The 18,808-nt window shown below is 62.2% G+C and carries 18 protein-coding genes and 2 pseudogenes; 10 read left to right on the forward strand and 10 right to left on the reverse strand.

Going from position 1 to position 18,808, the window contains the following annotated elements:
* Positions 1 to 227: 227 nt before the first annotated feature.
* Together ACTJK9_RS25805 and ACTJK9_RS25810 are read right to left on the reverse strand one after the other, a co-directional pair.
* Positions 228 to 683 carry a DMT family transporter gene (locus tag ACTJK9_RS25805; RefSeq protein WP_221397731.1) on the reverse strand — a complete coding sequence of 152 codons (456 nt, stop codon included), beginning with the start codon at positions 681 to 683 and terminating at the stop codon, positions 228 to 230.
* Positions 684 to 687: 4 nt separating this feature from the next.
* The gene (locus tag ACTJK9_RS25810) at positions 688 to 1,176 is read right to left on the reverse strand and encodes a DMT family transporter (protein ID WP_440817137.1); all 489 of its coding nucleotides are present in this window, start codon (positions 1,174 to 1,176) and stop codon (positions 688 to 690) included.
* A 111-nt stretch (positions 1,177 to 1,287) separates the two neighbouring features.
* On the opposite strand from ACTJK9_RS25810, the gene ACTJK9_RS25815 reads away from it, so the two are divergent.
* Complete coding sequence (locus ACTJK9_RS25815) at positions 1,288 to 2,223, forward strand: LysR family transcriptional regulator (protein WP_085612754.1); 936 nt, start codon at positions 1,288 to 1,290, stop codon at positions 2,221 to 2,223.
* Positions 2,224 to 2,348: 125 nt separating this feature from the next.
* Here the strand turns inward: ACTJK9_RS25815 and ACTJK9_RS25820 are convergent, their stop codons facing one another.
* The 3 genes and pseudogenes from ACTJK9_RS25820 to ACTJK9_RS25830 form a co-directional block, all read right to left on the reverse strand.
* Positions 2,349 to 3,170 (reverse strand): methyl-accepting chemotaxis protein, encoded by an 822-nt coding sequence (locus tag ACTJK9_RS25820; RefSeq protein WP_371807413.1) that lies wholly within the window; start codon positions 3,168 to 3,170, stop codon positions 2,349 to 2,351.
* An 84-nt stretch (positions 3,171 to 3,254) separates the two neighbouring features.
* Positions 3,255 to 4,031 (reverse strand): annotated as a pseudogene (locus tag ACTJK9_RS25825) (cache domain-containing protein); the annotation flags it as partial.
* Positions 4,032 to 4,237: 206 nt separating this feature from the next.
* A complete protein-coding gene (locus ACTJK9_RS25830; RefSeq protein WP_039770253.1) occupies positions 4,238 to 5,554 on the reverse strand; it encodes a Na+/H+ antiporter family protein in 1,317 nt (438 codons plus the stop codon).
* A gap of 1,457 nt (positions 5,555 to 7,011) precedes the next feature.
* On the opposite strand from ACTJK9_RS25830, the pseudogene ACTJK9_RS25835 reads away from it, so the two are divergent.
* Together ACTJK9_RS25835 and ACTJK9_RS25840 are read left to right on the forward strand one after the other, a co-directional pair.
* Positions 7,012 to 7,158: pseudogene (locus ACTJK9_RS25835) on the forward strand (HAMP domain-containing protein); the annotation flags it as partial.
* A 102-nt stretch (positions 7,159 to 7,260) separates the two neighbouring features.
* Entirely contained in the window at positions 7,261 to 8,016 is a 756-nt protein-coding gene (locus ACTJK9_RS25840) for a methyl-accepting chemotaxis protein (RefSeq protein WP_371807414.1), read from the forward strand.
* A gap of 39 nt (positions 8,017 to 8,055) precedes the next feature.
* Here the strand turns inward: ACTJK9_RS25840 and ACTJK9_RS25845 are convergent, their stop codons facing one another.
* The 4 genes from ACTJK9_RS25845 to ACTJK9_RS25860 are packed head-to-tail and all read right to left on the reverse strand — an operon-like array spanning position 8,056 to position 10,657.
* On the reverse strand, positions 8,056 to 9,369 hold the full coding sequence (locus ACTJK9_RS25845) for a sensor histidine kinase (RefSeq protein ID WP_221397734.1): 1,314 nt from the start codon (positions 9,367 to 9,369) through the stop codon (positions 8,056 to 8,058).
* On the reverse strand, positions 9,366 to 10,034 hold the full coding sequence (locus ACTJK9_RS25850) for a response regulator transcription factor (protein ID WP_011335105.1): 669 nt from the start codon (positions 10,032 to 10,034) through the stop codon (positions 9,366 to 9,368). Before ACTJK9_RS25850 ends, ACTJK9_RS25845 begins: the two co-directional genes overlap by 4 nt.
* 3 nt (positions 10,035 to 10,037) lie before the next feature.
* Positions 10,038 to 10,349 (reverse strand): PepSY domain-containing protein, encoded by a 312-nt coding sequence (locus tag ACTJK9_RS25855; protein WP_039770259.1) that lies wholly within the window; start codon positions 10,347 to 10,349, stop codon positions 10,038 to 10,040.
* Positions 10,349 to 10,657: a PepSY domain-containing protein gene (locus tag ACTJK9_RS25860; RefSeq protein ID WP_039770261.1), complete on the reverse strand. Its 309-nt coding sequence runs from the start codon at positions 10,655 to 10,657 to the stop codon at positions 10,349 to 10,351. Before ACTJK9_RS25860 ends, ACTJK9_RS25855 begins: the two co-directional genes overlap by 1 nt.
* A gap of 146 nt (positions 10,658 to 10,803) precedes the next feature.
* Here ACTJK9_RS25860 and ACTJK9_RS25865 point away from each other — a divergent pair, with 146 nt between their 5' ends.
* The 6 genes from ACTJK9_RS25865 (at position 10,804) to ACTJK9_RS25890 (ending at position 16,688) form a co-directional block, all read left to right on the forward strand.
* Positions 10,804 to 11,883, forward strand: a complete 1,080-nt coding sequence (locus ACTJK9_RS25865; protein WP_085612758.1) for a hypothetical protein — start codon at positions 10,804 to 10,806, stop codon at positions 11,881 to 11,883.
* Between the two features lie 86 nt (positions 11,884 to 11,969).
* The gene (queD, locus tag ACTJK9_RS25870; RefSeq protein ID WP_007955941.1) at positions 11,970 to 12,326 is read left to right on the forward strand and encodes a 6-carboxytetrahydropterin synthase QueD; all 357 of its coding nucleotides are present in this window, start codon (positions 11,970 to 11,972) and stop codon (positions 12,324 to 12,326) included.
* Positions 12,327 to 12,411: 85 nt separating this feature from the next.
* Entirely contained in the window at positions 12,412 to 13,224 is an 813-nt protein-coding gene (locus ACTJK9_RS25875) for an alpha/beta fold hydrolase (RefSeq protein WP_085612759.1), read from the forward strand.
* Between the two features lie 172 nt (positions 13,225 to 13,396).
* Positions 13,397 to 14,668 carry a cytosine permease gene (gene codB / locus ACTJK9_RS25880; RefSeq protein WP_074689162.1) on the forward strand — a complete coding sequence of 424 codons (1,272 nt, stop codon included), beginning with the start codon at positions 13,397 to 13,399 and terminating at the stop codon, positions 14,666 to 14,668.
* Positions 14,669 to 14,681: 13 nt separating this feature from the next.
* A complete protein-coding gene (codA, locus tag ACTJK9_RS25885) occupies positions 14,682 to 15,917 on the forward strand; it encodes a cytosine deaminase (protein ID WP_440817145.1) in 1,236 nt (411 codons plus the stop codon).
* A gap of 114 nt (positions 15,918 to 16,031) precedes the next feature.
* Positions 16,032 to 16,688 (forward strand): carboxymuconolactone decarboxylase family protein, encoded by a 657-nt coding sequence (locus tag ACTJK9_RS25890; RefSeq protein WP_440817148.1) that lies wholly within the window; start codon positions 16,032 to 16,034, stop codon positions 16,686 to 16,688.
* Positions 16,689 to 16,836: 148 nt separating this feature from the next.
* Here the strand turns inward: ACTJK9_RS25890 and ACTJK9_RS25895 are convergent, their stop codons facing one another.
* A complete protein-coding gene (locus tag ACTJK9_RS25895; RefSeq protein ID WP_440817151.1) occupies positions 16,837 to 17,829 on the reverse strand; it encodes a diaminopimelate epimerase in 993 nt (330 codons plus the stop codon).
* Between the two features lie 269 nt (positions 17,830 to 18,098).
* Here ACTJK9_RS25895 and tssI point away from each other — a divergent pair.
* The coding region (gene tssI / locus ACTJK9_RS25900) for a type VI secretion system tip protein TssI/VgrG (RefSeq protein ID WP_440817154.1) at positions 18,099 to 18,808 on the forward strand (710 nt) is incomplete at its 3' end.

An 18,808-nucleotide genomic window follows, 5' to 3' on the forward strand; every position in this document is an offset into this window, starting at 1 on the left:
AAACCGTAGGCGATGCCCCCGGATGAATCCCGGAACGAAGGAACCCCGAGCCCCAGCGAGCGGGCCGTACGCCGGGGCCCAGACCTTTGGTTACTTTGGGCTGGGCCGGCATTCCGGCGTTTGCCAAAGTGACTCGCTGTAAGAGCGAAACCGCCAGCGGCCGCACCCGAAGAAACGGATATGCACTCAATAACCCTGGAACCTGGTCGGCCCAACGGCCGCCGCGTTCAATCAGCCTGACGCACGCTACTGCGATACATGAACACCAACGCCAGCCCCAAACAAACCATCGCCAAAACCCGACTCGAAGACAACTCAATAGCGGGATTCCCCAACCAGCCAAAATTATCAATCAACATCCCCATCCCCAACTGCCCGACAATCACCGCCACCGTCGCCACAGCCGCACCAACGCGCGGCACTGCACCAACCATGACCATCATATAAACCACCCCAAACAGCGCACCGCTAAGCTGCCACTTCGGCACCTCCAGCAAACTCACCGCCTGAGCAGGCTCAAAAAACAAAATCAACAACCCCGTAGAAACAGCGCCGACGACAAACGTCAACAAACTGCTGCGCAGAACACCAACGGTCTCCCCCAATCGCCCATTGATCGCCGCCTGCACACTCAACACCGCACCCGCCAACACTACGACCGCCAACAAAATAACCAGACTCATCGCATCACCCTCGCGCAATCAAAACCAAAGCCGCCACAATCAACCCCAACGCCAGCCACCGCTCAGCATTGACCTTCTTGCGCGTAGCCCCAAACCACCCGAAATGGTCAATCAGCACACTCTTGCCAACCTGCCCCGACAAAATCGCAATCATCGTCATCGCAATCCCGATATGCGGCGTGGCCAGCGTCAGCACCACCACATACATCGGCCCCAGAAACCCGCCGATCAACTGCCAGCGCGGCAGATCCGTCAGCGCCGGCCCTTTCTGCGGCCCCGCAAACAGCAACAGCAAAAACAGAATCGCCGACCCAACCCCGAAAATGCTCAAGGTCGCCCACAAATGCCCGACCTGCTCACCCAACGGCCCGAGCAACCCCGCCTCCACCGACAACCCCATGCCGGCCAGGATCACCAGCGGCAACAGCAACAACCGCAAACCGGGCCGGGCGATCGGGGCCGGCGCGGCACTCACTTCATCTAACGACTGCATCTGAAAAACCTCTGAAGGAAACGATGGCGCGGATTATCGGCTGGCGCAGCTGTGCGATAAATGGGAGCATCCGGACAACACTTTTGCGCAATTCGCACAGCAGGACACAGAATGCACGGGCTCAACGAACTGGGATTCAAGGCGCTAAGACTGTTTGTGGCCGTGCTCGACCACGGCAGTTTTTCCGAAGTCGCCCGCCGCGAGGGCGTGGCGCCCTCCTCGATTTCCCGGCAGATCCAGTTGATGGAACAGGCGCTGAACCAGCAATTGCTCTACCGCCACACCCGTGCGGTGACGCCGACCGAGGCCGGGCGCATGCTCGGCCACCACGCGCGGCTGGTGCTGGTGCAACTGGAAGAAGCCGAACAGGCCTTGCAGGAACAGCACAGCGAACCGACCGGCCTGGTGCGGATCAACGCCCCGGTGGTGTTTGGTCAGCGCCATCTGGCGCCATGGCTGGGTCGTTTGTGCGAGCGTTATCCGAAGCTGCAACTGGATATCCAGCAGACCGACCACTACATCGATCCGTTGCAGGAAGGCGCCGACCTGCTGTTTCGCATCGGTCCGTTGCACGACTCGAGCATGCAGGCGCGGATCCTGGCACCGCATCGCTTTCAGGTCGCGGCCAGCCCGGCGTATCTCGAGCGTTTCGGTACGCCACAGCAGCCCGCTGACCTCGCCCGCCACCAGTGCCTGGCCTACAAGGGCGCGACCGGCCTGCAGCGCTGGTTCTTCCGGCAGGATCAGGGCGAGTGGACGCCGTATTCAGTCAAGGGCCCGATCACCGGCAACCACGCGGACACGTTGACCCAAGCCGCGGTGCAAGGCTTGGGGCTGGTGATGTTTCCGTCATGGCTGATCGGCGAGGCGGTGCGTGCGGGCACGCTGGTGCAGGTGCTGGAGGATTATCAGGTGTCGAACAGTGTCGAGCCGCAGCAGATTTCGGTGCTGTGGCCGGGGAGCCGGCGGTTGTCGGTGAAGGTGCGGACGGTGATTGATTTCTTCATGGAATGCTTCGGCGAAGTGCCCTACTGGGACAGAGCATGAGCCTTACACAAAACCCAATGTGGGAGCGGGCTTGCTCGCGAAGGCGTCGTGTCAGTCAGCCATTCTGTATCTGACACAGCGCATTCGCGGGCAAGCCCGCTCCCACAACGTTTTTGCAGCAACCTTTAAATACGGAACTGGCCCACCAGTTTGCCCAGTCGCTGGCCAAGTTCGGCCAGACTACGCGAAGTCTGCGCCCCCAACTGGGTCTCATCCGCCACGTTATCCACCGCCACCGCAATCTGATGCACGCTGCGGTTGATCTCTTCGGCCACCGCCGTCTGCTCCTCGGCGGCACTGGCAATCTGCGCGTTCATCGAATTGATGGTCGCAATCAGATCCGCCATCGCATCCAGCGATGCCCCCGCCTGATTGGCCTGGGCCGACGTGCCGTCACCCGCCTCGCTGGAACGGCGCATGGCCTCGACCGCCGACTGCGTCCCCGCCTGCAAGCGGTCGATCATTCCCTGAATTTCCTGCGTACTGATCTGCGTGCGCGAAGCCAGCGCCCGCACCTCGTCCGCCACCACCGCAAACCCGCGCCCGGCCTCGCCGGCCCGCGCCGCTTCAATCGCAGCGTTGAGCGCCAGCAGGTTGGTCTGTTCGGCGATCGAGCGGATCACCCCGAGCACGCCGACAATCGACGACACGTCCTGTTGCAAGCTATCGAGGGACACGCCGCTGCTGCGGATATCGTCCACCAGCGCATGAATCTGCTTGATGCTGCCGGCCACCACGCGCTTGGCGGTCTGGCCTTCTTCGTCGGTCTGCTGCGCGGCGACGGCGGCGTTCTGCGCGCTCTTGGCGACTTCTTGTGCGGCCGCAGACATTTCGTTGATCGCCGTGGCGACCTGATCCGTCTCGTGACGCTGACGCTCCATGGCCTGATCGGAGCGCTGGGCCTGATCCGACACTTGCGTCACCAGCCCGGTCAGTTGCGAGGTCATTTCGGTGATCTGCCGCACCAGGCCGTGGATCTTGTCGACGAAACGGTTGAACGAGCCGGCCAGTTCGCCGAGTTCGTCCTGGCTGGTGATGGTCAGGCGCCGGGTCAGGTCGCCCTCGCCCGCCGCGATGTCATCGAGGTTGGCTTTCATCAGGGTCAGCGGTCGCAGAATGGTGTTGGCCAGCAGCATCCCCGCCGCCGCGATCACCAGCAGCACCACCACCGCCACGCCGACGATGCTCAGCACCACGCCCTGCATGCGCTCCTGCACCTTGGCCTCGACAACCGCCACTTGCGCTTCGATGCCATCGAGGTTGACCGACGTACCCACCGCCATGTCCCACTTCGCCAGGTATTCGGTGTAGCCGAGTTTCGGCACCAGCACTTTCGCGTTGCCCGGCAGCGGCGAGCTGTATTGCAGGTAGTGGGAGCCGTCCTTCGCGACTTTCACCAGGTCGCGGTTGACGTAGACGCCGTTCGGGTCGCGGTTGTCCTTGAAGCTTTTGCCCACGCCTTCGGGGTCGTTGGCCTTGAACAGGCGCACGGTCTCGGAGTCGTAGCCGAAGAAGTAGCCATCCTTGCCGTACTTGATGCTCGACAGCAGTTTGATCGCTTGCGCCCGCGCCTCGGCGTCGCCGGGAGCGGCAGCGTCGTACAACGGTTTGATGGTGGTCATGGCGACGGCGACGTAGCTGGCCAGCGTAGCTTTGGCGTCGCCGAGCAAGCGTTCGCGGGTCTGCTGGACTTCATTGCGCGCCTGTTCCTGAAGGATGAACAGCGTGGTCAGGCTGATCACCAGTGCAAAGAGCAGCACCGGAAGGACGGCAAGGGACAGGACTTTAGCCTTGAGACTCAGGCGCATGGGGGCTCACTCTTTTGGTTTTATTGGCGTGGTTAAAGGCTTTAACGGCACGCGGAACCAAAAGTTGAGCCTGGAGACACCTCATGTCCTTGTGGGAGCGGGCTTGCCCCGGGCGGCGATCCGACGATAGCGGTGTTTCAGTCACATAAATATTGAATAGGCGGACGCCATCGCGGGCAAGCCCGCTCCCACAGGGAATTTGGGGGTTACAGGACCATCGCAGCCACCCAGCCAAACGCCAGCAGCGGCAGGTTGTAGTGCAGGAAAGTCGGGACCACGGTGTCCCAGATGTGATGGTGCTGGCCGTCGATGTTCAGCCCGGAGGTCGGGCCGAGGGTCGAGTCCGACGCGGGCGAACCGGCATCGCCCAAGGCACCGGCCGTGCCGACGATGCAGACAATCGCCATCGGGCTGAAGCCCAGTTGCACGCACAGCGGCACAAAAATCGCCGCCAGGATCGGCACCGTGGAAAACGAAGAGCCGATGCCCATGGTTACCAGCAGCCCGACCAGCAGCATCAGCAAGGCACCGATGCCTTTGCTGTGGTTGATCCACGACGCCGACGACTCGACTAGCGTCTGCACCTCGCCGGTGGCCTTCATCACTTCGGCGAAGCCGGAGGCGGCGATCATGATGAAGCCGATCATCGCCATCATCTTCATGCCTTCGGTGAACAGGTCATCCGTTTCGCGCCATTTGACGATGCCCGACGCCGAAAAGATCAGGAAACCGGCCAGCGCCCCGATAATCATCGAATCCAGCAGCAACTGAATAATGAAGGCTGCGGCAATGGCGACGCCGGCGATCAACAGGCTGCGCGGGTTGTACTGCACTGCCACCTGCTCGACCTGCTCGATTTTTCCCAGGTCGTAGACGCGTTTCTTGCGGTAACTGATAAAGGCGATACCCAGCCCTGCCAGCATGCCCAGCGCCGGAATTCCCATGGCATGGGTGACGTTGATCCCGCTGATGTCAACGCCACTGCGGGCAACGTTGGCCAGCAGGATTTCATTAAGGAAAATGTTGCCGAAGCCCACCGGCAGGAACATGTACGGCGTAATCAGGCCGAAAGTCATGACGCAGGCGATCAACCGGCGGTCCAGTTGCAGCTTGGTCAGTACATAGAGAAGCGGCGGCACCAGCAGCGGAATGAACGCAATGTGGATCGGCAGGATGTTCTGCGAAGCGATCGCCACCACCCACAGCAGGCCGATCAGCAGCCATTTGACGCTGCCGCCACCGGTCGCATGCTGGCGATCAACCATCGCCAGAGCCTTGTCGGCCAGCGCATGGGCCAGGCCGGACTTGGCAATCGCCACGGCGAAAGCGCCGAGCAACGCGTAGGACAACGCCACCGTCGCCCCGCCGCCCAGGCCACTGTTGAAAGCCTTGAGCGTGGCGTCGATACCCAGACCACCGGTCAGGCCACCAACCAGCGCACCGACGATCAATGCGATCACCACATGCACCCGGGACAGGCTGAGGATCAGCATGACGCCGACCGCAGCAATCACTGCATTCATTTCACTACCTCAAAAACACGACGGTAAAACCATTCACCGCCAGACAGGATGAGTCCGGCCGACAAGCCACGAGGGTCGCCAGCGGATTTGCATAGAGGGTCTTATTAGAAGGGCGCGCACTGTGCCGCAGCGCGGGCGCAGTGTCAAAGCGACTGGTCGCAACACTGTGTAACTTTCCATGATCAATCCGCTGAACAGGGCATATCCGCCACAACATGCGTCAATTCGCCCTATTGCATTTACGCCATAAAGAAAGCCGAAACGCGGCCGTTACAGTGCAAAGTCTCAGATATTTATCGAATAAGGACGTTTCCATGTCACTCAGACAACTTTCCATCCAATGGAAAATCACCCTGCTCGCCGGGCTCTGCCTGGCCGGTATCGTGACCCTGTTGGTAGGTCTTTCGCTGTATCGCATGGAGCACAGTTCCGAACTGGTGAAAGCTTCGAGCATGGAAATGCTCACCGAGTCGGCCCAGGCCCGCATCGAATCCCAGGGCGAAGTCCAGGCAGCGGGCATTCGCCAGCAGTTCATGGATGCCTATCAATATGGCCACGGTTTCTCGCGTCAGGTGCTGTTCCTGCGTGAGCAGGCCGAGAAGCGCTTCCTTGATGCCTTCGATCTGCGTGAGGACATGACCCGTCAGGTGAAATCGGCCTTGCAGGCCAATCCGGATCTGCTCGGCCTGTCGCTGGTGTTCGAAGCCAACGCGCTGGACGGCAAGGACGAGCTATTTGCCGGACAAGGTGAATTAGGCAGCAACGACAAGGGCCGCTTCGCCCTGTACTGGTCGCAGCCGACTCCGGGCAAAGTGACCTCGATGGCCCTGCCGGAAAGCGACATGAGCGACACCAGCACCGGCCCCAGCGGTCAGGCCGCCAACGCCTGGTTCACCTGCCCGCGCACCACGCTCAAGCCATGCGTGATCGAACCCTACTTCTATGTGATCGACGGGCAAAAGGTGCTGATGACCAGCATCGTGTTCCCGCTGATGGTCAACGGCAAAGTCATCGCCTCGCTGTCGGTGGACATCAACCTCAACAGCCTGCAAGCGATCAGCCAGAGCGCCAGCAAAAAGCTCTACGACGGCCAGACCGCCGTGAGCATCGTCAGCCCCGCCGGCCTGCTCGCCGGTTACAGCCCGAACGCCAATAAACTCAGCCAGCGCCTGGATGCCGTGGACACCACCAGCGGCGCCGAACTGCTGCGTCTGCTCGCCTCGAGCAACGCCGTCAGCAGCCTGCACAGCAACGCGCAACTGAAAGTGCTGTCGCCGTTCCAGCCGATTCCCGGCGGCCCGTCCTGGGGCGTACTGCTCGATGTGCCGGAAAAGGTTCTGGTCAGTCGCGCCGAAGCACTCAAGCAGCAACTCGATGCCAGCAACACCTCAGGCACCCTGATCGAACTGAGCCTCGGCGTGCTCGCTGCGCTGATCGGCCTTTTGCTGGTGTGGCTGATGGCGCGCAGCGTGACCAAACCGATCCTCGGCGTGGCCCACATGCTGGAAGACATCGCCAGCGGCGAAGGCGACCTGACCCGCCGCCTGGCCTATGACAAGAAAGACGAACTCGGTCAACTCGCTGGCTGGTTCAACCGTTTCCTCGACAAGCTGCAACCGATCATCGCCGAGGTGAAACGCTCGGTGCAGGACGCGCGCAACACCGCCGACCAGTCTTCAGCGATTGCGACCCAGACCAGCGCCGGCATGGAGCAGCAATACCGTCAGGTCGATCAGGTCGCCACCGCGTCCCACGAAATGAGCGCCACCGCCCAGGACGTGGCCCGCAGCGCGGCACAAGCCGCCGAAGCGGCCAAGGATGCCGACCGCGCCACCCGTCAGGGCCTGACCGTGATCGACCGCACCACCGCCAGCATCGACACCCTCGCCGCCGACATGAGTGCAGCGATGGTGCAGGTCGAAGGCCTGGCCGCCAACAGCGAGAAGATCGGCACCGTGCTGGAAACCATCCGCGCCATCGCCGAACAGACCAACCTGCTGGCCCTCAACGCCGCCATCGAAGCCGCCCGCGCCGGTGAAGCCGGGCGCGGTTTTGCGGTGGTCGCCGACGAAGTGCGCAACCTCGCCCGCCGCACCCAGGAATCGGTGGAAGAAACCCGCCAGGTGATCGAGCAATTACAGAACGGCACCCAGGACGTGGTCGGTTCGATGGGCAACAGCCATCGCCAGGCCCAGGGCAGCGTCGAACAGGTCGGCCAGGCCGTGACGGCGCTGCGCCAGATCGGTGATGCGGTGACGGTGATCAGCGACATGAACCTGCAGATTGCCAGCGCCGCCGAGGAACAGAGCGCGGTGGCTGAAGAGATCAACAACAACGTGGCGACGATTCGTGATGTGACGGAGTCGCTGTCGGGGCAGGCGAATGAATCGGCGCGGGTGAGTCAGTCGCTCAATAGTCTGGCGAATCAGCAGCAGAGTCTGATGGATCAGTTTCGGGTCTGACGCTCAAGCCCGCTCACCACAAACCTCGTGGGGGCGGGCTCACCGTCGAGGCAACTGAATCTCCACCTTCAACCCGCCCCACTCGCTTTCGCCCAGCACCAGCACCCCGCCCCAGGTGTCGACGATGTCGCGCACAATCCCCAGCCCCAAGCCATGCCCGTCGGTCTGCTCATCCAGCCGCGTCCCCCGGCTGAATACCTGAGCCCGCTGCGCCTCGGGAATCCCCGGCCCGTCGTCTTCCACACTCAGCACAAAACCATCAGCCGTTTCGACCACACTCAGCCGCACCTCGGCATCCGCCCATTTGCAGGCGTTGTCCAGCAGGTTGCCGAGCAGTTCCAGCAGATCTTCACGATCCCACGGCAATTGCAGGCCCGGCGGGGCCACGTAACTCAGTTCCAGATGCTCGCCATGGATCATGTTCAACGTCGACAGCAACCCCGGCAGCTCGGCGTCGCAATCGAACAGCGCTCCCGGCAACGCATCGCCAGAGAGCCGCGCACGGTTGAGCTCGCGGTTCAGCCGTTGCTGAACCTGCTCCAGTTGTTCCTTGAGGATCTTGCGCAGTTCCGGGTGCGCGTCGAGCCGTTCACTCGACGCCAGACTCAACAGCACCGCCAACGGGGTTTTCAGCGCATGCCCGAGATTGCCCAGAGCGTTGCGCGAACGCTTCAGGCTGTCTTCAGTGTGCGCCAGCAAATGGTTGATCTGCGCCACCAGCGGTTCCAGTTCCGCCGGCACTTGTTCATCGAGTTGCGAACGCTGGCCCTGCTGCAACTGGGCGATCTGCTCGCGGGCCTTTTCCAGCGGCCGCAACGCGCGGCGCACGGTCAGACGTTGCAACAACAGAATCAGCAGCAACCCGGCCAAACCGAGGCCGAGGCCGATCTGGCGCATGCGCTGGAAACTCTCGCGCACCGGCGTGTAATCCTGAGCCACGCTGATGGAAATCGACTGACCGAGCCGTCGATAGTCCGAGCGCAGTACCAGCAATTGCTGGCCGTCCGGCCCCAGTTGCAAGTTGCTGTGCAGGCCGGAGCGTTCGAGCAACGGCAGGTCCTGATCCCACAACGAGCGGGAGCGCCAATGGCTGTCAGCGAAGTCGATGCGGAAGTAATGCCCGGAAAACGGTCGCTGATAAGCCGGTGACAGGTGCCGCTCATCCAGCTGCAAGCCTTGCGGCCCGCGAACCAGCGCCACCAGCAGGCTCTCGCTGTCGTTGCGCAGCCCGGCTTCGAGATAGCGCTGCAATCCCACTTCGAACAGCCACAGGCTGGTTTGCGCCAGCAGCACACCGACGACCACCAGCACGCTGATCAACCCCAGGCTCAAGCGGCGCTGGATCGATCTCACGAAGCCTGTCCGCCAAACAGATAACCCTGACCGCGACGGGTTTCGATCACGCTCTTGCCGAGCTTGCGTCGCAGGTGATTGACGTGAACTTCCAGCACGTTGGAATCGCGCTCGGTCTCGCCGTCGTAGAGGTGCTCGGCGAGGTGGCTTTTGGAGAGGATCTGTTCCGGGTGCAGCATGAAGTAGCGCAGCAGGCGGAATTCGGCAGCGGTCAGTTGAATGTCGGCGCCGTCGCGCACGACACACTGGCGGCCCTCGTCCAGGTGCAGTCCTGCGGCCTTGAGCGTCGGTTGGTTGGCCTGGCCCTTGGAACGGCGCAGCAGCGACTGGATGCGCAAATACAGCTCTTCCGGGTGGAAGGGTTTGGTCAGGTAATCGTCGGCACCGGCCTTGAGGCCTTCGATACGCTCGGCCCAGGAATCGCGGGCAGTGAGGATCAGCACCGGAATCGTCAGACCGCCGGCACGCCACTGCGCCAGCACCTCCAGCCCCGGCACGCCGGGCAGACCGAGGTCGAGGACGATCAGGTCGTAGGGCTCGCTGCTGCCCTGATAGACCGCATCGCGCCCGTCCGCCAGCCAGTCTACCGCGTAGCCCTGACGTTGCAGGCCGGCGAGCAGTTCGTCGGCCAGCGGTACGTGGTCTTCCACCAGAAGCAAGCGCATCGGTCAATCTTCCTTGTCTTTCACGAGTTCGCCGGTATCGGCCTTCAAGTGCAGCTCGCGGGCCACACCTTCGACGGTCAGCAACTCGACTTCATAAATGTAGACGTCGTGTTTTTCTTCCAGCTCGACCTCCAGCAGTTTCGCGCCGGGATAACGGTCCATCGCCTGCTGCAATACCTGCTCCAGCGGCAGGATCACACCCTGCTTGCGCAGATTGAGGGCTTCGTCGGGACCCAGGTCGCGGGCCATGGCCGTCGAGCAAAACATCACCAGCGCCAATGCCGTACGGCGGGTGGCGCGAACATTCACCTTCATTACGTATCCTGATGATCCTTGAGCACTTGCCCGCTCACCGCGTCCAGTTCCAGATCCCATTCCAGCCCCTGCGGATCACGCAGCTCGATCTGGTAGATGTACTTGCCGTACTGTTCTTCCAGCTCGGTGTCGGTGATCGTCGAACCCGGGTGTTTGGCCAGCGCGGTGGCGTTGAGCTTCTCGAAGGAGACGATAGTACCAGCGTCACGCAGGCGCAGGGCTTCATCCGGGCCGAGATCGCGGGCGTGAACGGTGCTGGCGGTGAGGCCGATGATCGAGGCGATGGTCAGGGCAGTCAGGGTTTTCATGGTGTCTCCGTATTTTTATGTGTCGCTACGGGCCGCACCTTAACGGTGCGAACTTAACTGAAACTGAATTGCCATCATTGGGCCTGCTCCTGCAGCCACGGCAACATGTGCTTATAATCTTTCGCTTGCTAACGATCGAGACCGGTATGACCGCCATTCACATCAAGTTCCCGTCCCTCACCCTCAAGGCCGGCCCGCGGGCCATGGCGCGCATTCGTGCCCAAGGCCTGAACGCCGCCGACGTCGGCACCCTGCCCGGCGCTGCCGGTGGGCCGAAGGCATTGGGGATTCAGGGGCTGGATCTGGCGTTGTTCGGCGAGTGGCTGCCGGCGGCGCCGCGCGAGCGTTCGCTGATCGGTGCGTCGGTGGGTTCCTGGCGCTTCGCCAGCGCTTGTCTGCCGGACGCCGCCGAAGGCATCCGCCGCCTCGGTCAGCTGTACACCGAGCAGAACTTCAACAAAGGCGTGACCATTGCCGAGGTCAGCCGCAGTTCGCAGCGCATGCTCGATGACCTGCTCGACGGCCGAGACACGAGCCTTCTGACCAACGCCCATTACCGCTTGAACATCATGGTGGTCAAAAGCCACGGCGGGCTGGCGGAGGATCATCGCGGCCGGCTCGGGCTGGCGCTGGGTTCGGTGATCGCCGACAACCTGCGCGGCCGCGCGCGGCTGTCGCGGCACTTCGAACGGCTGATCATCCACGACCCGCGCCTGGCGCCACCGGTGCATGCGCTAAATGACTTCCCGTCGCGTTTCGTCGCCCTCGACGCCGGCAACCTGCGCCAGGCGCTGCTGGCATCGGGTTCGATCCCGATGGTCATGGAAGGCGTGCGCGACCTGCCGGGCGCCGGTGCCGGTACCTTCCGCGACGGCGGTCTGCTGGACTACCACCTCGACCTGCCCTACAGCGGCGACGGCATCGTGCTCTATCCGCACTTCACCGACCGAGTGATCCCGGGCTGGTTCGACAAGACTCTGCCGTGGCGCAAGGCGTCGGTGGAACGCTTGCAGGACGTGCTGTTGCTCGCACCGTCGAAGGAATACCTGGCGCGTCTGCCCTACGGCAAACTCCCCGACCGTAACGACTTCAAGCGTTTCATGGGCGATGCGCCGAGCCGACAGAAATACTGGCGCGCGGCGATGGACGAGAGCCGCCGCATGGGCGACGAATTCCTTGAGCTGACTGCCAATGGTCGCCTCGCCGAGCGCTTGCTGACCCTTTAGTCAGCACAGCCCTGGACAAGCTGGTAAACTCGCCGCCTGCCCAAATTCGCTGCGGCGAACGCCATCTGAACAGAGCTGAAATCACTGTGGAAATTTTCAAAGAGTTCACCTTCGAATCCGCCCACCGCCTGCCCCACGTACCGGACGGCCACAAGTGCGGACGCCTGCACGGTCACTCGTTCAAAGTGGCGATTCACCTGAGCGGCGACCTCGATCCGCACACCGGCTGGATCCGTGATTTCTCCGAGATCAAGGCGATTTTCAAGCCGCTGTACGAGCGTCTGGACCACAACTACCTGAACGACATTCCTGGCCTTGAGAACCCGACCAGCGAAGTGCTGGCCAAATTCATCTGGAATGAATTGAAGCCCCTGCTGCCGGAACTCAGTGCGATCCGCATCCACGAGACCTGCACCAGCGGTTGCATCTATCGCGGCGAGTAATTCCCGCGACACAAAAAAACCACCGAGACCGGTGGTTTTTTTACGCCTATGCTTTTTGGCTCGAACCCGCCAAGAGGACAGGCCCATGACGGACTGGCTGCTGGATCAGGTCTTTGATTTCAACGGGCGACAGATTCGCCACGGGGTACGCGGCGACGGCCCGCCGCTGATATTCGTGCACGGCACGCCCTTCTCGTCTTACGTGTGGCACCGCATCGCGCCGCACTTTTTTGCCACGCATCGGGTGCATTACTTCGACCTGCTGGGCTACGGGCAGTCCGAGCAACCGGATGCCGACGTTTCCCTCGGCGTGCAGAACGAATTGCTCGTTCAGTTGCTCGATCACTGGAATCTGCAACGCCCGGACGTGGTCGCCCACGACTTCGGCGGCGCCACCGTGCTGCGCGCTCATCTGCTCAACGGCAAGGATTACCGCAGCCTGACCCTGATCGACCCGGTCGCGCTGACACCCTGGGGTTCGCCGTTCGTGCAGCACGTGCGCCAGCACGAAGCGGCGTTCAGCGGCCTGCCGGATTACATCCAGCGCGCCATCGTACCGACCTACATTCGCGGGGCGATTCACCGGGAGATTCCCGATGACGAACTGGCGCCTTACGTGCAGCCGTGGCTGGGCGATCCGGGGCAAGCGGCGTTCTACCGGCAGATTGCGCAGATGGATCAGCGCTACACGCTGGAGGCGCAGCCGCTGTACCCGACGATCCGTTGCCCGGTGCAGATTCTCTGGGGTGAAGAGGATCAGTGGATACCCATTGAGCGCGGGCGCGAGTTGCACAGGATGATTCCAGGATCGCAATTTCATCCGATCCCGAATGCCGGGCATCTGGTGCAGGAAGATGCGCCTGAAGCCATCGTCGCCGCGCTGCTGCGGTTTCTCTGATCCAATTCCGTGACCCTGTGGGAACAACTGCTCCCACATGGTTCGGTGTGGCGCCCGATGCACTGCTTTCGCGCCGATCATCCGTGTCTCGTCTATAAATACCCGCAACATCGCGTTTGGCACGACCGCTGCAACCACTTCGCGTCCTCCCCTTTCCAGCAAGGAACGCCCCATGACGCAAAACGATCCCGGCAACGATTACCCCCTCAGCGAAGTGCCGATGCACGCGCGCAAAGGCCTGGCCTCCACGGCGATGGTGCTGCTGGGGTTCACCTTCTTCACGGCGACCATGTTTGCCGGCGGCAAGCTCGGCGTGGCGTTCAACTTCGGCGAAATGCTCGCCGTCATCGTCATCGGCAATCTGCTGCTCGGCGTGTACGCCGCAGGCCTGGGTTACATCGCCTTCAAGAGCGGGCTGAATTCGGTGCTGATGGGGCGCTTCTGTTTTGGCGAAGTCGGCAGCAAGCTCAGCGACCTGATCCTCGGGTTCACCCAGATCGGCTGGTACGCCTGGGGCACCGCGACGGCGGCGGTGGTGCTCGGCAAATATTTCGATCTGAATGAAGCCACGGTGCTGGGGCTGATGGTGCTGTTCGGCCTGGTGTTCTGCGCCACGGCGTATGTCGGTTATCGCGGACTGGAGATTCTGTCGTACATCGCGGTACCGGCGATGATGTTGCTGCTGATGCTGTCGATGTGGGTCGCCACCGTGAAAGTCGGCGGCCTCGACGGTTTGCTCAGCGTCGTGCCCAGCGGTTCGCTGGATTGGTCGACGGCCATCACGCTGGTGTTCGGCACCTTCGTCAGCGGTGCGACCCAGGCCACCAACTGGACGCGTTTTTCCCGTTCGGCGCGGGTCGCGGTGCTGGCCAGCCTGATCGGCTTTTTCATCGGCAATGGCCTGATGGTGCTGATCGGCGCCTACGGCGCAATCGTCTACCAACAACCCGACGTGGTCGAAGTGCTACTGTTGCAAGGCTTCGCCATGGCGGCGATGGCGATGCTGTTGCTGAACATCTGGAGCACCCAGGACAACACCATCTACAACTTCGCCGTCGCCGGCTGCAACCTGCTGCGCACCGGGCGCCGCAAGACCGTGACCCTGGCCGGTGCCGTGATCGGCACGGCGCTCGCGCTGCTGGGCATGTACGACATGCTGGTGCCTTATCTGATCCTGCTGGGCACGGTGATCCCGCCGATTGGCGGGGTGATCATGGCGGACTTTTTCTTCCGCTGGCGCGGGCGTTATCCGCGTCTGGCCGACGCACGGTTACCGGCGTTCAACTGGCCGGGGCTGGCGGCTTACGCGGCCGGAACCGTCGCCGCGTTCGGCTCGCCGTGGGTCGCGCCGCTGGTCGGCATCGCCGTTGCCGCGTTAACGTATATCGCAGTGACCGGCCTGCTCGGCGCCCGCAACGCGGCCGCCCCTCTACAAGATCTATAAAAGGATTCGCCCGATGCACATCATCAACGCCCGACTGCGCAACCAGGAAGGTCTGCACGAATTGCACCTCGAAGACGGCCTGATCAGCAGCATCGCTCGCCAGACCGAAGCGCCGACTCTGGGCCCCGACGACCTCGACGCCGGCGGCAATCTGGTGGTGCCGCCCTTCGTCGAGCCGCACATTCACCTCGACGCCACCCTGACCGCCGGCGAGCCGCGCTGGAACATGAGCGGCACGCTGTTCGAAGGCATCGAGTGCTGGGGCGAGCGCAAAGTCACCATCACCCAGGAAGACACCAAAACTCGGGCCAGGAAAACCATTCAAACCCTCGCCGCCCACGGCATCCAGCACGTGCGCACCCACGTCGACGTCACCGACCCGCAACTCACCGCGCTCAAAGCGATGCTTGAAGTACGCGAGGAAAGCCGTCACCTGATCGACCTGCAGATCGTCGCGTTCCCCCAGGAAGGCATCGAGTCGTTTCGTAATGGTCGCGAGCTGATGGAAGAAGCGATCCGCATGGGCGCGGACGTGGTCGGCGGGATCCCGCATTTCGAATACACCCGCGATCAGGGCGTCAGTTCGGTGAAATTCCTGATGGACCTTGCCGAGCGCACCGGCTGCCTGGTGGACGTGCACTGCGACGAAACCGACGACCCGCATTCGCGCTTCCTCGAAGTGCTGGCCGAAGAGGCTCGCAGCCGCGACATGGGCGCCCTCGTGACCGCCAGCCACACCACCGCGATGGGCTCCTACGACAACGCCTACTGCGCCAAACTGTTCCGCCTGCTCGGCCATTCGGGGATCAGTTTTGTCTCCTGCCCGACCGAAAGCATTCACCTGCAAGGTCGCTTCGATAACTTCCCGAAACGCCGGGGCGTGACCCGCGTCAACGAACTGCTCGAAGCCGGCATGAACGTCTGCTTCGGCCAGGATTCGATCGTCGATCCGTGGTATCCGCTGGGCAACGGCAACATCCTGCGGGTCCTCGAAGCCGGCCTGCACATCTGCCACATGCTCGGTTATCGCAACCTGCAGAGCGCGCTGGATCTGGTCACCGATAACAGCGCCAAGGCCATGCACCTCGGTGAGCGCTACGGCCTGGAACAGGGCCGCCCGGCGAACCTGCTGATCCTGTCGGCGGACAGCGATTACGAAGTCATCCGCAGCCAGGGCCTGCCGCTGTATTCGATTCGCAACGGCAAGGTGCTGATGAAGCGGCAGATGCCGGTGGTGGAATTCGTCTAAGGTGTAGAAGTCGGCGCTGCAACGGCGCCGACTTCTTCCGATGGACGCACTGTCATGCCGTAGTTCGCGCGTAGTTGCTCCGCTGCCATCCTCATTGATCCGTGAGGACGCGACATGAATCAAAAGACCACTTCCGATCCCATGGCCACGCTTTACCAGGAAGGCCGCCATACGTTTGTCGAACTCGTACCCGATGGCGGGGCCAGGCTCGACGCCTTGTTTCATACCGTTCCCGCATTGGGCCAACTGGCCGTCGGCGTGGTGTACGGACATTTACACTCACGTCCCGGTCTTGATCCGCGATTACGCGAAGCGGTGTCATTTGCCGCCATTGTCGCCTCGGGCATGGTCGGACCACCGCTGAGCGTGCACTTCAAAACCGGCCTGGCATCGGGCCTCGCACCGGGTGAATTGACTGAAATACTGCTGCAGGCTTCGGCCTTCGCCGGTTTCCCCCGAGCGGTCAGCGCTGCGGAGCAGCTCAATCATCTGTTTGCAGACGCGGGCCTTGAATCACCACCGCCCCCTACCCCGAGAGAAGTCACTTCGAGATTTTGCTCTGACGTTCGCGAGGGCCATTCACCAATTCCGTTGAGTGCCGCCGTGAAACGCCAATTGCGGCACGCAGACCGTTTGGCGCTGCAAGCCTGCACAGCACAGGCTGTGATCGTCGAGTGTTTTCAAAGCCCCGAAACGCAGCCCAAAGCCCTGCTGTATGTGACGGTGGACGATGACATTGTTGTAGCCGTGAAACTGTTCAAGGGCCAATGAACGGTTTCATGGTTATGGATCGGGGCGGCTTTATCGCCAAACGATAGAGCCGACCTGTCAGATCTGACAGGCGACAAGCGCCGCAGGCCGGCCCACAGTAAGTCCCAAGGGATCAATCGTTCCCGGGGGGACGACCATGAAAGGGACTTCACCTTTTTGTCCGATGTGCGGTGCCAAACAGACGCACGCCGAGCAGCTCGCCATCGCGCTCTTCCAGTAAAATCGGCGCCGTACCACCCGGCATTACCACCTGCACCTCTCCCGCCGACACCCAGCCTACCCGCCATGCCGCAGACGCCACCGCACTGGCGCTGGTGCCGGAGGACGCCGTCGGCCCCTCGCCCCGTTCGAACACCCGCGCCACAATGCGTTGATCGCCAGCGCGCATCGCCCATTGCAGGTTGATCCCGGCCGGGCACGGCTGGCCGGCGCCGGTGGGCATGGCGTAGGCGATGGCGGTCAGACAGTCTGCCAGCGGCGATTCAAGCATCTGTGCGTTGCTCGGCAATGCGGCTTCATCCTGCACCAGGGTCACGCAATGCGGATTGCCGATGCGCACGAACTGGCTGTGCGCCCAGGCAGGATCGAGTTGCGCCAGCGGTCGAACACCGCTGACTTGCACACCATTGAAAGGGTGCGACTCAACCCCGAGCGCACCGACCGCCGCCGGGCCGAAACCGGGCTGGCCGAGGTCCAGCCAGAAGCCCTGCACGCCCGCCACTTGCGCCGGTTTCACCGAGGTCGGCACGGGCGATAGTGCGTCCTGTTTGTCGTGATGCACCCGCAGCGCCGCGCCCTCCTCCGGCATCACCCCCTGTTCGAACAGCGCCTGGGAGAAGATCGTCAGGCCGTTGCCGCTGCGCTCGGCCAGCGTGCCGTCGGTGTTGACGATCAGCAGGTCGAAGGGTGGCGAGGATTGAAACGGGCCGATCAGCAAGCCATCGCTGCGATGATGCTTGACGCCGGTGGGGCGAATCCCATCCGGCCATTGGCAGAATGTCGCGATAGCGTGCTCGCTCCAGATGGCTCTGGATGACGCCGCCTCCTGTGCGTTGGTCGGCAGGTCGATACCCACCTCACGTACCTGCTGGGGTGAAACCACACCATAGATATTGCCGCGCGCATCGTAGAACTTTGCCATCTCGTTTCCTGCGTTCAGGTTGCTGTCAGCGCTCCACTGTATCGCCTGACGGGATCGTCAATCACGTGGAAATATCAGCAAAAGCGATATCACTTCGCCACGAAACATTTAGTAGCAACTTCAAGAAGACCATATGAACCGTGGCTTTCCGGGCATGTGCGCAACTTTTTGCGCAACTTTAAGCCTTTATGATCCGACTCGGTTCTGGATCAGGCTTTCGCCGAGGTTAGAACTTTCAGGAGATTTCGTTTCACCTCAAGGAGCGTCAAATGTTCAGTCCAGCCAACGAAACGCACTTCAGCCTGACGGTCGACGGCTCTCAAGGCGGGCAGGTGGGCGACCTGCAAGTGCTGTCGTTCACCGGCACCGAAGGCATCAGCCAGCCGTTTCGTTTCGACCTCGAACTGGTCAGCGAAAACCCGGATCTGGACCTCGAACAACTGCTGCACAAGCAAGCCTTCCTGGCGTTCGATCCACAAGGCTCGGGCATTCATGGCCAGATTTACCGAGTCGCCCAGGGCGATGCCGGCAAGCGCCTGACCCGCTACAAGGTTTCGCTGGTGCCGCAGCTGCAATACCTGCATCACCGCACCAACCAGCGCATCTACCAGCAGATGTCGGCGCCGAAAATCATCGCGCTGATCCTCGACGAGCATGGCATCAAGGGCAACGCCTACAGCTTCCAGCTCAGCCAGCCGTGCCCGGATCGCGACTACTGCGTGCAGTACGACGAAACCGATCTGCACTTCGTCCAGCGCCTGTGCGAAGAAGAAGGCATTCACTACCACTTCCAGCACAGCAAGAAAGGCCACCTGCTGGTGTTCGGCGATGACCAGACCGTGTTCCCCAACCTCGGCCAACCGACCGCGTATGTACAGGGCAGCGGCATGGTCGCCGAAGAACCGGTGATCAAAGGCTTCAAGCTGCGCCTGGAAACCCGCACCAGCCGCACCACCCGCCGCGACTACGACTTCGAAAA

It is taken from the genome of Pseudomonas sp. 22082, from assembly GCF_052046055.1.
Taxonomy (GTDB): Bacteria; Pseudomonadota; Gammaproteobacteria; order Pseudomonadales; family Pseudomonadaceae; genus Aquipseudomonas; species Aquipseudomonas pharyngis.

Excerpts from the sequence above, each read along its gene's own strand:
- ACTJK9_RS25805 (WP_221397731.1), bottom strand. The coding sequence starts at position 683 with ATGAGTCTGGTTATTTTGTTGGCGGTCGTAGTGTTGGCGGGTGCGGTG.
- ACTJK9_RS25810 (WP_440817137.1), bottom strand. The coding sequence starts at position 1,176 with ATGCAGTCGTTAGATGAAGTGAGTGCCGCGCCGGCCCCGATCGCCCGG.
- ACTJK9_RS25815 (WP_085612754.1), top strand. The coding sequence starts at position 1,288 with ATGCACGGGCTCAACGAACTGGGATTCAAGGCGCTAAGACTGTTTGTG.
- ACTJK9_RS25820 (WP_371807413.1), bottom strand. The coding sequence starts at position 3,170 with ATGACCTCGCAACTGACCGGGCTGGTGACGCAAGTGTCGGATCAGGCC.
- ACTJK9_RS25830 (WP_039770253.1), bottom strand. The coding sequence starts at position 5,554 with ATGAATGCAGTGATTGCTGCGGTCGGCGTCATGCTGATCCTCAGCCTG.
- ACTJK9_RS25840 (WP_371807414.1), top strand. The coding sequence starts at position 7,261 with ATGGAGCAGCAATACCGTCAGGTCGATCAGGTCGCCACCGCGTCCCAC.
- ACTJK9_RS25850 (WP_011335105.1), bottom strand. The coding sequence starts at position 10,034 with ATGCGCTTGCTTCTGGTGGAAGACCACGTACCGCTGGCCGACGAACTG.
- ACTJK9_RS25855 (WP_039770259.1), bottom strand. The coding sequence starts at position 10,349 with ATGAAGGTGAATGTTCGCGCCACCCGCCGTACGGCATTGGCGCTGGTG.
- ACTJK9_RS25860 (WP_039770261.1), bottom strand. The coding sequence starts at position 10,657 with ATGAAAACCCTGACTGCCCTGACCATCGCCTCGATCATCGGCCTCACC.
- ACTJK9_RS25865 (WP_085612758.1), top strand. The coding sequence starts at position 10,804 with ATGACCGCCATTCACATCAAGTTCCCGTCCCTCACCCTCAAGGCCGGC.
- ACTJK9_RS25875 (WP_085612759.1), top strand. The coding sequence starts at position 12,412 with ATGACGGACTGGCTGCTGGATCAGGTCTTTGATTTCAACGGGCGACAG.
- codB (WP_074689162.1), top strand. The coding sequence starts at position 13,397 with ATGACGCAAAACGATCCCGGCAACGATTACCCCCTCAGCGAAGTGCCG.
- codA (WP_440817145.1), top strand. The coding sequence starts at position 14,682 with ATGCACATCATCAACGCCCGACTGCGCAACCAGGAAGGTCTGCACGAA.
- ACTJK9_RS25890 (WP_440817148.1), top strand. The coding sequence starts at position 16,032 with ATGAATCAAAAGACCACTTCCGATCCCATGGCCACGCTTTACCAGGAA.
- ACTJK9_RS25895 (WP_440817151.1), bottom strand. The coding sequence starts at position 17,829 with ATGGCAAAGTTCTACGATGCGCGCGGCAATATCTATGGTGTGGTTTCA.